A 13,155-nucleotide genomic window follows, 5' to 3' on the forward strand; every position below is an offset into this window, starting at 1 on the left:
TGATGAATAAACTGAAGTCATTATTATCTTGGGTTAAATCGGGCTCTCCGTGGATCTGGCTTACGGGCGGGGCGGTGAGCATCAGTATGCTTTCTGTTCTTGGCCTAATGCTGCTGATTGGTTGGAAGGGCTTAACCTATTTTTGGCCCGCACCTTTGTATCAATGGCAAGTTGACTCCAAAGACTTATCGCTAGTGGTCGATCTTGACGAAACCGTATCAAAACAAGATGTATTGGTTGGTCAGTTATATGAACGAAAATACATCCCGATAGAGCAAGTTCCACAAGTCCATGACCTTTTGTCTCCTCAAAATTTGTCGACTGGGCTGATACAGCGCTTAAGCATCAAAGTTGCTAACAGAGAACTGTACCCTGCGGACTTTGTTTCTATTCTGGATGTTAACTTACGTGAACCCACTACCCCGCTTGATTGGGTTGTGATTGAACGAAGTCGAGGTGGTTATTTCTTTGGTAAGCCGGTGGGTTTTAAAACCGCTTCTGGCACCTTTGATTCGAACATAGACCAAAAGCTCGAACAAGGCTTGGCGTTCGCTGATGCGCTACGTAAAGAAACGTCGCGTGTCGTGAATCAAGAAATTCGCAATATCAGCTGGCAATTGGAAAACCTGCGCTTAGAAAAGCGTAAGCTTGAACTCAATGAGTCAGTGAGCGATGAATACCTTACAACCTATACTCAAACTAAACTGGATTTAAATCGCCAGTTAGGTGAAGCCGAAGTTAAGCTTGAGCACCTTAGAACGCAGCTTAATGTCGAAAGCTTGCTGGTTGAAGATATGACAGGCGAGTTGGTCGAGATCTCGCTCAGCCACATTCTGGATTATTGGTACCCGAATAATATGTCTTACCTAGAAAAGGTTGGGCATTGGGGCAAACAAGTTTGGAAGTTCTTATCAGAGAACCCACGAGACTCAAACTCTGAAGGCGGTGTATTTCCTGCCATTTTCGGCACGGTACTGTTAGTTATTCTTATGTCGATCGTCGTGATGCCTCTTGGCGTGGTCGCTGCGATATATCTTCATGAGTACGCAAAAAACAACGCACTAACGCGTTTGATTCGTATCGCCGTGATTAACTTAGCGGGTGTACCGTCGATTGTGTATGGCGTTTTTGGTTTAGGCTTTTTTGTTTATACCATTGGTGGCTCGATTGATATGTTGTTCTATGCAGAGCGATTGCCAGCACCGACATTTGGTACGCCGGGTCTACTTTGGTCAGCACTAACCTTAGCGGTCTTGACGCTTCCAGTCGTTATCGTAACCACGGAAGAGGGCTTAACGCGTATTCCTAGTGCAGTGAGGCACGGTTCATTAGCGCTTGGTGCGACTCAATTTGAGACGCTTTGGCGCATTGTTTTACCGATGGCAAGCCCAGCGATTATCACTGGTTTAATTTTGGCAATCGCGAGAGCCGCGGGGGAAGTTGCACCACTTATGCTGGTGGGTGTTGTTAAATTGGCATCTAGCTTGCCAGTCGATGGTCAGTTTCCGTATTTACACTTAGATAGAAAGTTCATGCATTTAGGCTTTCATATCTATGATGTTGGTTTTCAAACCTCTAATATCGAAGCGGCACGACCTTTAGTGTATGCGACTTCATTTTTATTGGTTACGGTGATTGTTGGGTTGAACTTAACAGCCATCAATATCCGTAATAACTTGCGTGAAAAATACCGAACCTTAGGACAAGATTAGATGTTCTCGATTAATGAAACCTTGGGTTACCAAGCACCACTTGATGTTCACAATCTGAAGGATGAGCAAATTGCTATCTCGATCGAAGGGCTAAATCTTTACTATAAAGAGAGCCAAGCACTTGATGATATCTCGATGCAGATCCCGAAGGGGCAGGTGACGGCGTTTATCGGCCCTTCTGGGTGTGGTAAGTCGACTCTGCTGCGCTGCATTAATCGCATGAACGATCTTGTTGAAGGCTGTAAGGTTTCCGGGAAAGTGAAGCTTCATGGCAAGAACGTCTATCACCCTAAGGTGGATGTTGCGACCTTACGACGCCGTGTTGGTATGGTATTCCAGCGTCCAAACCCTTTTCCTAAATCTATCTATGAGAATGTGGTTTATGGCTTGAGGCTACAAGGCGTTAGCAACAGCCGAGACCTTGATGATGCGGTTGAACGCTCTCTGCGCGCTGCTGCGTTATGGGATGAAGTGAAAGATCGGTTGCATGAGAATGCTTTTGGTTTATCTGGCGGTCAACAGCAGCGTTTGGTTATCGCTCGTGCGGTTGCGATTGAGCCTGAAGTGCTGTTGTTAGATGAGCCGACATCGGCACTCGATCCGATTTCTACTTTGACGATTGAAGAGTTGATCAACGATCTCAAAACGCAATACACAGTGGTGATTGTTACCCACAACATGCAACAAGCCGCGCGTGTAAGTGACCATACTGCCTTTATTCATATGGGAAAATTGATCGAGTACTCAGATACGGACTCAATTTTTACGTCTCCATTGAAAAACCAGACGGAAGACTACATTACTGGTAGATATGGCTAACCTCTCCAAAGGTGTCATCTAGAGCTAAGTCACTCTACAAAAATGGCTTTCTTCATTTCTTTCAAGGAGCAAGTATGCATTTCGGTCGCCACATTTCAGGGCAATTCAATGTCGAGTTAGAATCGATCCGTACTCATGTATTGACCATGGGCGGGTTAGTGGAGCAGCAACTCTCGTTTGCAATGCAGGCGCTTCATAAAGACGATGTTGAATTGGCCAAAAAAGTGATTCGTGATGACCACAAAGTGAATGCGATGGAAGTTTCAATCGATGAAGCATGTACTCGTATTATTGCGAAGCGTCAGCCGACCGCAAAAGATCTGCGTTTGATTATGGCGATCATCAAAACCATTACCGACTTAGAACGTATTGGCGATGTTGCCTCTAAAATTGCTCAAGGCGCGATCGAGATCCCTTCGACCAAAGAGCAAAAATTTCATGTCTCATTAGAGCCTCTTTGTCGTCAGGCAATCACCATGCTTCACCAAGTATTAGATGCGTTTGCTCGTATGGATGTCGATGCTGCGGCAGAAGTTCACAAACTTGATGATAAGTTGGATGCGGAATACGAGGCAGTCATTCGTCAGCTAATGACGTATATGATGGAAGATCCTAAGAACATCCCAAATATTTTACAGGTGATGTGGTCAGCTCGTGCGATTGAGCGAGTGGGAGACCGTTGCCAAAATATCTGCGAATACATTATTTACTTTGTGAAGGGTAAAGATGTACGTCACCTAGGCGATCAAAGCCTTGATGACGCACTGAAGTAGGTCGAGCCTTTAAAAGCTAATAATGGCACCAAGATTGAAATTGACCGTCGTGTCGTAAGGCACAAAGGTTTTATTGTGATCAAAGATATTCATATCAACACCTGCACGTAGTCCAAGCATTGGTGTCGCTTGGTACACGTAGGCACCGCCTAGGCTTAAACCATGTGTTGTCTTCTCTTCAACTTCGCCTGAGCGCGTTTTTGTGCCGTCATAGCTTGCCACACCAATTTCAGCCTGAAAGCCGTGATTTTGGTTTCTTCCAAACATGTTTTGCTTCGTAACAGGTTTAAATCAAGAGAGCTGAATAAGTCTTTAGCCATATCTATCCATGAAAATTTTCTGCGCTATTAAATCTAATATACGTCAGTCAGTTAGATTAGTCAGCGAGGTTCTCTGGATTTATGCTGGCGATTATTGCCCTAAGCGGTGAGGGCGGCTCTCACATCAGATATCTTACTCGCATCTGTCACTGGGATCTGATAATCATCAATATCATCATTGCCCATTTGAGCACTCGAGTTGTTTTCCATTAGGCTCGGTCTTGTTGATTTACCTGAAAGGTGAAGAGCAGGTACTTGGGTAGCGCTTTGAATCATTTTAGCATTCGCAGCGTTAACGCCAGCCCCCGCCATGATATCAATTCGTCCATCGGCTTGTTTGACCATTGCAGCCAATACATCGATACCTTGCTCAGCATTAGCAGCAAGCCCTGATGTCAGGACTCTTTCGCATCCAAGTGTAATGATTTGTTCTAATGCTGCTTGGAAATCAGAGCTTTGATCGATGGCTCTGTGGAAGGTAATCCCAAGCTTTAACGAGTGCGCTTTGTCAGCCAGTTGTTGCATTTTTGGCATATCGATACTTCCGTTCGGCGCTAACACACCAAGTACGACCCCATCCAATCCTGCATTTGCACAAGCTTCAATATCTTCAAGCATACAGAGCATATCGTCGTTATTGAAAATGAAATCGCCTTGTCTTGGTCTTATCATAGCGTAGACAGGAACGGACGAAATTATTGCCGCTTGCTTCATCATTCCGAAGCTTGGAGTTAATCCGCCAAGTGCCAATGAAGAGCAAAGCTCAATTCGATTCGCGCCACCAGATAGTGCGTTATGAAGAGATTCTAAGTTATCGATACAGACTTCAATTTCGGTGTTCATCTTGTTTATCCGTTCAAAAAGATACTGATGAAATAATAGCAATCTAGATACGGACATGAATAGGTTGTAGCGGAGGAAAATAGAGGTAAAGTTTGGGTTTAGAACTACCTCAATTATGTATATAAGAAACAGTCTAGGGAGAAAACAAAAAGCCCGAAGCGTTAACTTCGGGCTTTTAATAGGACTTTACTTCTTAACTGATTGGCGGTGCGCTTTGCGCTATTAGCTTATGCTTTATGTCTCTTTATAGAGAGTCTTCCAACCATTAACCCGCGTTGAGTTCGGGCTTAAGAGATAATTACTTGCTTAGGTCGTCAGCGTGCTCAGATAGGAATGCTGCAACACCTTTTGGAGATGCGTCCATACCTGATTTACCTTCTTCCCATTGTGCAGGACAAACTTCACCGTTCTTCTCGTGGAAGTTTAGTGCGTCTACCATGCGTAGCATTTCGTCGATGTTACGACCTAGTGGAAGATCGTTAACTACTTGGTGACGTACAAGACCGTCAGCGTCGATTAGGAAAGAACCACGGAAAGCAACGCCTGCTTCTGGGTGCTCAACATCGTATGCTTTGCAGATCTCGTGCTTAACGTCAGCAATTAGAGGGTATTTAACTTGACCGATACCGCCGTCAGCGATAGCAGTATTACGCCATGCGTTGTGAGAGAATTGTGAATCGATAGAAACACCGATTACTTCAACGCCTTTAGCTTGGAAATCTTCTAGACGGTTGTCGAAAGCGATTAGCTCTGAAGGACAAACGAAAGTGAAGTCTAGTGGGTAGAAGAAAACTACAGCTTTCTTACCTTTAGTGAATTCTGCGAAGTTGAAGTTATCAACGATCTCACCGTTACCTAGAACAGCTGCTGCAGTAAAGTCAGGGGCTTGACGACCTACTAGTACCATTTTGGAATCTCCTAAAAAATTAGTTGGCCCAACACATCTTTGTTTGGGCTCCGTTTCTACGCGACAAACTATAGTACAATCGGTACTATAGAAAAAAGCGAATTAAATAGATTAAGTTAATCGAAAAAAGCGATAAGCTTATTCTTTGTCCTGTCCTTAGGTCTTATGACCTTTACGTAACTTATCCTACTCATATTACAAAGTAATTTCATGAATAAATGGCCAAGTCTTAAGCAACTTCACTATCTTGTTACTCTTCACGAAACTCGTCATTTCAGTGATGCCGCTGATCGCTGTTTCGTCAGTCAATCTACGTTAAGTAAAGGCATTCAAAACCTAGAGGAACTCATTGGTTGCCCGCTTTATGAGAAGAAAGATAAAAAGAGCCCGCTGGTTTTCACGCAAGCAGGTGAGCTGGTGGTCAAGCACGGTCGAGAGCTATTGGCGAAAGGGCAAGATCTTGTCGAACTTGGAAATCTATGTAATGGAGACGCGATGCAAGGGCAGCTAAGAGTCGGGTGTATCCCTACCATTGCGCCATTCCTTCTGTGTGATTTGGTACAAGAGGCCAACCAACGCTTTCCTCAGCTTAATTTATTGTTACGTGAAGACACAACAACCAACCTATTGGCTGCGCTGCGTCATGGAGACTTAGATGTACTGATTCTGGCTCTGCCTGTCGATATCGACAATATGGAAAGCCAAGTTGTTGGGCAAGACCCTTTCCGTATGGTGATAAGTCGCAATCAAGCTGACGGTATTCGTGTTCCGATTAAATACGATGACCTGCCCGACGAATCTGTATTCTTGTTGGAGAACGAGCACTGTTTAACAGAGCATGCTGTGTCGGCTTGTAAGTTAACGGATAAAGAGAAGATAAATCCGTTCACAGCGACGAGCCTTCACACATTGGTTCAAATGGTCGCGAATGGTTTAGGTACTACCTTTATTCCTCAGATGGCGATCGACCACGGTTTATTGGAAAACCAGAATCTTGTTGTGATCGATCCTCCTGGTCAACAGGCCTACCGAGATATTGGCCTTGTCTGGCGACCAAGCTCTTCGCGTCGTGAGACATTCCATCAATTAGCGGATGTGGTATCTGAGCTTCTATAATAATCCGCTTCGACAACAATCCCTCTGAGCGGCTGAATTGGCCGCTCTTCATATCACTTCCGATCGTTACTCTACTTCCACTTCTTCTGGCTCGACTTCTTCTTGCAGCTCCAGCAAATTGATCGCTATCGTGACAAAATCGCTGTCTGTAATAATGCCTACTAGTTCGTGGTTTTCTACGACAGGTAAACAGCCCACTTTGTGTTTCTGCATATAGATAGCCGATTCTTTTAATCCTGCACGTGGCTCTACCGACATAACACTTTTGTGCATGATGTCGTTGAGGGGAGTGGCAAGAGTAAAAGATTGAGCTTGTGGGATGTTTTGTAGGCTGGATTCTTGAGCGGCGAGAACGTCTCGTTGTGTGACGACACCTAATAGATGCCTATCGGAATCAACGACCGGTATATGGCGGATATCAAGCGCTTCCATCATGTGCTTAGCATCGGCCAGTGAGTGTGAGCGCAATAGGGTATGAGGGTTGCGAGTCATCATATCTTCAACCTTGATCATACGAACCTCCTTCTTTTTTATTTGTTGCTATTACTATAGTTTTTTATCCAAAAAATAACTGAGATCTGACGCATTCTTGGGTGAGTTTTATGCAACTAATTCTTTAGTTTGAGGAGGTGAATCAGTCGCATTATTTTACGCCTCTTTACAATAATCCAGTGCTGTAAACCTTGCTATTGCGGCTCGTGTGCCTATACTAGCCCACTGCGAAATTTTTAGTCGTGTTTGCGATGTGTTTCTGGTGACGATTGACTTACCGTAACGATTATCCAGCAACTACGATTTATGATTCGTCAACGGCACAAATCTCATCAACTAAGACAAGACTAGACAAATGCAAGTTTCAGATTTTCACTTTGACCTACCAGATGAACTCATTGCTCGCTACCCTCAAGAGGAGCGCACAGCAAGCCGCCTGCTTAAATTAGATGGCAACAGCGGTAACCTAGCTGATGGTTCGTTTAAAGACGTTTTAGACTTGGTTGAGCCAGGCGATCTTGTTGTTTTCAATAACACTCGAGTGATTCCAGCTCGTGTATTTGGTCGCAAGGCATCAGGCGGTAAGCTTGAAGTGCTGGTTGAGCGTATGCTTGATGAGAAAAGCATTCTTGCGCATGTTCGTTGTTCTAAATCACCAAAGCCGGGTACTAAGTTGTTCCTTGGTGAGAACGATGAATATGAAGCTGAAATGGTGGCGCGTCACGATGCGTTATTCGAAATCCATTTCACATCCGATCAAAGCGTTTTAGAGATTCTTAACAGTGTTGGTCACATGCCACTGCCTCCTTACATCGATCGTCCTGATGAAGATGCAGATAAAGAGCGCTACCAGACTGTCTATAATGAAAAGCCGGGTGCGGTTGCAGCGCCAACAGCAGGCCTTCACTTTGATGACAAGCTAATGGCTGACATGAAAGAAAAAGGTGTTGAGTTTGCTTACGTGACGCTTCACGTTGGTGCTGGTACGTTCCAGCCAGTAAAAGTAGATAACATCAATGATCACTACATGCATGCTGAGTACGTTGAAGTACCGCAAGAAGTGGTTGACGCCGTAGCTGCAGCAAAAGCTCGTGGCGGCCGTGTTATTGCTGTTGGTACAACATCAGTACGCTCACTAGAAAGTGCAGCGCAAGATGCATTGAAGAAAGGCACCGAGCTCGTTCCTTTCTTTGGTGATACAGAAATCTTCATCTTCCCTGGCTATGAATACCAGTTGGTGGATTGCTTGATTACCAACTTCCACTTGCCAGAATCAACACTGATTATGTTGGTGAGTGCATTTGCTGGCTACGATAATGTGATGAACGCATACGATCACGCCGTGAAGAGCGAATACCGTTTCTTCAGCTACGGCGATGCGATGTTCATCAATAAGAAAACGAGCTAAGTTAAGCTGGTTTAAGCGATACAAAAATTTACGGGTGCTAGCAGTAAGCTAGGAGTCGGGCAGGGTGTCTGTCTAATCTCTCGCAAGGAATACGCGACCGCTCCTCATAGAACCCACTAGACTGAACTTTAGTTTGGCCTAAGGTTCTGAATTAACAGTCAGATTGTTTCTCTGGCATATTGGAGGCTTCGTGAAATTAAAATACGAACTTAAAAAAACTAATAGCGGCGCACGTCGTGGTCAACTTCAGTTTGAACGCGGTACCGTTGAAACCCCAGCATTCATGCCTGTAGGTACTTACGGTACTGTTAAAGGTATGACACCTGAAGAAGTAAAAGACACAGGTGCTGAAATCCTATTAGGTAACACATTCCACCTATGGCTACGTCCTGGTCAAGAAATCATGAAAATGCACGGTGACCTGCACGATTTCATGAACTGGCACGGTCCTATCCTGACAGATTCAGGCGGCTTCCAAGTATTCAGCCTAGGTGCAATGCGTAAAATCACTGAAGAGGGTGTTCATTTCCGTAACCCTGTAAACGGTGACAAGATCTTCATGGACGCTGAGAAGTCTATGGAAATCCAAAAAGATTTAGGTTCAGACATCGTAATGATCTTCGATGAGTGTACGCCTTACCCTGCGACACACAAAGAAGCAAAAGACTCAATGGAGATGTCTCTTCGTTGGGCTGAGCGTTCACGTAACCACTTCGATAAACTTGAAAACCCGAACTCACTGTTCGGTATCGTTCAAGGTGGCGTGTACGAAGACCTTCGTGATGTATCCGTTAAAGGCTTAACTGAAATTGGTTTCGACGGTTACGCAGTAGGTGGCCTAGCAGTAGGCGAACCAAAAGAAGATATGCACCGTATTCTTGAGCACACATGTCCTCAACTGCCGGAAGATAAGCCACGTTACCTAATGGGCGTAGGCAAACCTGAAGACTTGGTTGAAGGTGTTCGTCGCGGTATCGACATGTTTGACTGTGTAATGCCAACGCGAAATGCACGTAACGGCCACCTGTTTGTGACTGAAGGTGTGATCAAGATCCGTAATGCGAAGCATAAAACCGATACAACACCACTAGATTCAGAGTGTGACTGTTACACTTGTAAGAACTACAGCAAGTCGTACTTACACCATTTGGATCGTTGTAACGAAATCCTAGGTGCTCGACTGAACACGATTCATAACCTGCGTTTCTACCAACGAGTAATGTCAGACATTCGTCAGTCTATCGATGAAGACCGCTTTGAAGAGTTCGTTGCAGAGTTCTACGCAAGAATGGGGCGTGAAGTGCCACCACTAGGTAAAGAATCTTAGTATTTCTTTTTTGCGAGCCCTATCTCTCTTCCGAGTGATGGGGCTTGAAAATAAAGGGATGCGACCCAATTAGACAAACAATTACGAAAATATAATAGAGGATGTTTTAAATGTTTATTTCTCAAGCTCACGCAGCAGCAGAAGGTGCACCAGCAGGCGGCGGTTTCGAAATGCTTATCATGCTAGGTATGTTCGCTGTGATCTTCTACTTCATGATCTACCGTCCACAAGCTAAGCGTGTTAAAGAGCACAAGAACCTTATGTCTTCTATGGGCAAAGGTGATGAAGTTCTTACAAGCGGCGGCCTAATTGGCAAGATCACTAAGATTGCAGAAGACAGCGACTACGTTGCTATCGAACTGAATGCAAACAACGAAGTAGTTATCAAGAAAGACTTCGTTACAGCAGTGCTACCAAAAGGTACTCTGAAATCTCTATAAACAGCTAGAGGATCCTCGCTGTGCTAAACCGTTACCCGTTATGGAAGTACCTGATGGTGGTGTTTACTATCGCCATCGCTGCGTTGTACGCACTTCCGAATATATACGGTGAAGATCCGGCAGTTCAAGTTACAGGGGCGCGCGGCGCCTCTGTAGATATGTCTACGCTGGATGCTGTCACCAATGCTCTTGAAGCTGAAAACCTTTCTACTAAATCCGTTGCTCTAGAAAACGGTTCCATTCTTGTTCGCTTTAACGATACAGACTCTCAAATTAGTGCTCGTGATGTCATCACTGAAGCATTAGATGAAGACGTAATCGTTGCTTTAAACTTAGCTGCTTCAACTCCTGATTGGCTTGAATCTATTGGTGCTGCACCAATGAAGCTTGGTCTTGACCTACGTGGTGGTGTTCACTTCTTGATGGAAGTGGATATGGACGCTGCGATGCAAAAGCTGGTTGGCCAACAAGAAGAAGCGTTCCGTAGCGAACTTCGTGAAGAAAAAATCCGTTACCGTGCAATTCGCCCATCTGGTAAAGATGCGGTTGAAGTGATTCTACGTAACGCCGAGCAGCTTGCTGAAGCGAAATCGCTACTGCAATCTAAGCACCAAGACATGACGTTTGTAGATTCTGAATCTAATGGTCGTTTTTCTTTGGTTGCTAGCTTCACAGAGGCTCGTCTTCAAGAAATCCGCAACTATGCGGTAGAGCAAAACATTACCATTCTACGTAACCGTGTTAACGAACTTGGTGTTGCTGAACCTTTGGTTCAACGTCAAGGCTCTAGCCGTATCGTAGTGGAATTGCCTGGTGTTCAAGACACGGCTCGCGCTAAAGAAATTCTTGGTGCTACCGCGACGCTTGAGTTCCGTGAAGTGGATAGCAGTGCTGACTTAGCCGCTGCCGCTTCTGGTCGTGCCCCTGCGGGTAGCGAAATCAAGCAAGATCGTGATGGTCGCCCTGTGGTACTTAAGAAGCGCGTTATTCTAGGCGGCTCAAGTATTACTGATGCAAGCTCAAGTGTTGATGAATATGGTCGTCCTCAAGTTAACATCTCGCTAGACAGCGAAGGTGGTAGCAAGATGTCTGCATTCTCTCGTCAGAATATCGGTAAGCTAATGGCAACGGTATTTGCAGAGTACAAAGACAGCGGTCGTAAAACACCGGAAGGTCGAGTTATCTTGAGTAAGCACGAAGAAGTGATTAACCAAGCGACGATTCAATCTGCGCTAGGCCGTAACTTCCGTATTACTGGTATCGATTCAACGGCTGAAGCTCATAACTTGGCACTTCTACTGCGTGCTGGTGCATTGATTGCGCCTATCTCGATTGTAGAAGAACGTACCATTGGTCCATCTATGGGGCAGCAAAACATCGATATGGGTATCATGGCGATGGTTTGGGGTATGGCTGCTGTAATGCTGTTTACGCTGCTTTACTACCGTAGCTTTGGTCTGATTGCGAACGTTGCGCTAATGGCTAACTTGGTGTTGATTATCGGTGTTATGTCGATGATTCCGGGGGCTACCATGACCCTACCAGGTATTGCCGGTATCGTATTAACGGTTGGTATGGCGGTTGATGCGAACGTTCTGATCTTTGAGCGTATACGTGAAGAGCTTCGAGATGGACGCAGTCCACAACAAGCGATTCACCAAGGTTACGCGAACGCATTCAGCACAATCGCCGATGCCAACATCACCACACTACTAACAGCAATCATTCTATTTGCTGTGGGTACGGGTGCTATCAAAGGCTTCGCGGTAACGCTGTCTATCGGTATCTTGACTTCAATGTTTACAGCTATTATCGGAACACGTTGTATCGTGAACCTGATGTATGGCGGCAAACGCGTTAAAAAACTGTCGATCTAAGGCTAGGAATTAATATGTTTCAGATTCTAAAAGCAGACAAAATGATCGACTTTATGCGTTGGTCAAAGGTTGCCTTTGTTTTTTCTATCTTGATGATTGGTACTGCTATCTTCACCCTAACAACGAAATCGTTGAACTGGGGTCTAGATTTTACTGGCGGTACTCTGATTGAAGTTGGTTTTGAACAACCGGCACACCTTCCTGATATTCGTAGTGCACTAGAAGCCGAAGGCTTTGGTGATGCGACGGTACAGAACTTCGGTTCAGCTCGTGATGTGATGGTTCGTTTACGTCCACGTGATGGCGTAGCGGGCGAAACGCTTGGTAACCAAATCCTTTCTGCTATTGAGAATGGTACTGGTGAGCAAGTTGAAATGCGTCGTATCGAGTTCGTTGGTCCTAACGTGGGTGACGAATTAACAGAAGCGGGTGGCCTTGCTATCCTAGTTTCTCTTATCTGTATATTGATCTACGTATCAGTGCGATTTGAATGGCGTTTGGCTGCGGGTGCAGTATTAGCACTGGCGCACGACGTTATCATCACTCTGGGTGTGTTCTCTCTAATGCAAATTGAGGTCGACCTTACCATCGTAGCAGCCTTGCTAACGGTCGTCGGTTACTCCCTCAACGATACCATTGTTGTATTCGACCGTATTCGTGAGAACTTCCGTAAGATGCGTAAGGGTGAAGCGCCTGAAGTACTGAACAGCTCAATCACACAAACATTGAGCCGTACATTGATCACTTCTGGTACCACGTTATTCGTAGTTATCGCACTGTTCGTTCAGGGCGGCGCTATGATCCACGGCTTCGCGACTGCACTTTTATTGGGTATTACGGTTGGTACTTACTCTTCTATCTACGTTGCATCTGCACTGGCTATGAAGTTAGGTATTACGCGTGAACACCTAATGCCACCACAAGTGGACAAAGAAGGTGAAGAGTTTGACGAGATGCCTTAGGCCTTGGCTTAATAAGTTTCGCTAAACCAAAAAAACCGCTAGGCAACTAGCGGTTTTTTTACGTCTGTATTCTAGGGAAGCTCAATACAATTTAGCGTTGAAGTATGTTGAACTTCATTTCACTAAGAGACATCCTGATCGTATCTCGTATCTCGTATC

At 45.1% G+C, this 13,155-nt stretch carries 12 protein-coding genes and 1 pseudogene; 9 read left to right on the plus strand and 4 right to left on the minus strand.

Going from position 1 to position 13,155, the window contains the following annotated elements; all coding sequences use genetic code 11:
* The first annotated feature begins 2 nt into the window (after nt 1–2).
* From pstA to phoU, 3 genes are all read left to right on the plus strand, one after another.
* Complete coding sequence (pstA, locus tag AB4371_RS11175; protein ID WP_372149763.1) at nt 3–1,712, plus strand: phosphate ABC transporter permease PstA; 1,710 nt, start codon at nt 3–5, stop codon at nt 1,710–1,712.
* Entirely contained in the window at nt 1,713–2,531 is an 819-nt protein-coding gene (pstB, locus tag AB4371_RS11180; RefSeq protein ID WP_009848269.1) for a phosphate ABC transporter ATP-binding protein PstB, read from the plus strand. It abuts the gene before it with no gap.
* A gap of 74 nt (nt 2,532–2,605) precedes the next feature.
* Nucleotides 2,606–3,304, plus strand: coding sequence for a phosphate signaling complex protein PhoU (gene phoU / locus AB4371_RS11185; RefSeq protein ID WP_009848270.1), 699 nt, complete (start codon nt 2,606–2,608; stop codon nt 3,302–3,304).
* Between the two features lie 9 nt (nt 3,305–3,313).
* Here the strand turns inward: phoU and AB4371_RS11190 are convergent.
* From AB4371_RS11190 to AB4371_RS11200, 3 genes and pseudogenes are all read right to left on the minus strand, one after another.
* Nucleotides 3,314–3,577 (minus strand): annotated as a pseudogene (locus AB4371_RS11190) (hypothetical protein); the annotation flags it as partial.
* Between the two features lie 146 nt (nt 3,578–3,723).
* A complete protein-coding gene (locus AB4371_RS11195) occupies nt 3,724–4,467 on the minus strand; it encodes a copper homeostasis protein CutC (RefSeq protein ID WP_102320717.1) in 744 nt (247 codons plus the stop codon).
* A gap of 298 nt (nt 4,468–4,765) precedes the next feature.
* A complete protein-coding gene (locus AB4371_RS11200; protein WP_017062526.1) occupies nt 4,766–5,374 on the minus strand; it encodes a peroxiredoxin C in 609 nt (202 codons plus the stop codon).
* Nucleotides 5,375–5,584: 210 nt separating this feature from the next.
* Here AB4371_RS11200 and AB4371_RS11205 point away from each other — a divergent pair, with 210 nt between their 5' ends.
* On the plus strand, nt 5,585–6,490 hold the full coding sequence (locus AB4371_RS11205; protein WP_017062525.1) for a hydrogen peroxide-inducible genes activator: 906 nt from the start codon (nt 5,585–5,587) through the stop codon (nt 6,488–6,490).
* 66 nt (nt 6,491–6,556) lie between these two features.
* Here AB4371_RS11205 and AB4371_RS11210 read toward each other — a convergent pair whose 3' ends face one another.
* Complete coding sequence (locus AB4371_RS11210; protein ID WP_372128867.1) at nt 6,557–7,003, minus strand: CBS domain-containing protein; 447 nt, start codon at nt 7,001–7,003, stop codon at nt 6,557–6,559.
* Between the two features lie 334 nt (nt 7,004–7,337).
* Between AB4371_RS11210 and queA the strand changes: the two genes are divergently transcribed.
* The 5 genes from queA to secF all read left to right on the plus strand — a co-directional run bounded on the left by queA (nt 7,338) and on the right by secF (nt 12,996).
* The gene (gene queA, locus AB4371_RS11215) at nt 7,338–8,390 is read left to right on the plus strand and encodes a tRNA preQ1(34) S-adenosylmethionine ribosyltransferase-isomerase QueA (protein ID WP_372128866.1); all 1,053 of its coding nucleotides are present in this window, start codon (nt 7,338–7,340) and stop codon (nt 8,388–8,390) included.
* Between the two features lie 190 nt (nt 8,391–8,580).
* A complete protein-coding gene (tgt, locus tag AB4371_RS11220; RefSeq protein WP_017056177.1) occupies nt 8,581–9,717 on the plus strand; it encodes a tRNA guanosine(34) transglycosylase Tgt in 1,137 nt (378 codons plus the stop codon).
* A gap of 110 nt (nt 9,718–9,827) precedes the next feature.
* Entirely contained in the window at nt 9,828–10,157 is a 330-nt protein-coding gene (gene yajC, locus AB4371_RS11225; RefSeq protein WP_010440492.1) for a preprotein translocase subunit YajC, read from the plus strand.
* Nucleotides 10,158–10,177: 20 nt separating this feature from the next.
* Nucleotides 10,178–12,034 carry a protein translocase subunit SecD gene (gene secD / locus AB4371_RS11230; protein WP_102320714.1) on the plus strand — a complete coding sequence of 619 codons (1,857 nt, stop codon included), beginning with the start codon at nt 10,178–10,180 and terminating at the stop codon, nt 12,032–12,034.
* A gap of 14 nt (nt 12,035–12,048) precedes the next feature.
* Nucleotides 12,049–12,996 carry a protein translocase subunit SecF gene (secF, locus tag AB4371_RS11235; protein WP_017062837.1) on the plus strand — a complete coding sequence of 316 codons (948 nt, stop codon included), beginning with the start codon at nt 12,049–12,051 and terminating at the stop codon, nt 12,994–12,996.
* The last annotated feature ends 159 nt before the right edge of the window (nt 12,997–13,155 follow it).

The organism is Vibrio sp. 10N.261.51.A3, assembly GCF_041471965.1.
In the GTDB taxonomy this organism is placed as follows: domain Bacteria; phylum Pseudomonadota; class Gammaproteobacteria; order Enterobacterales; family Vibrionaceae; genus Vibrio; species Vibrio crassostreae_C.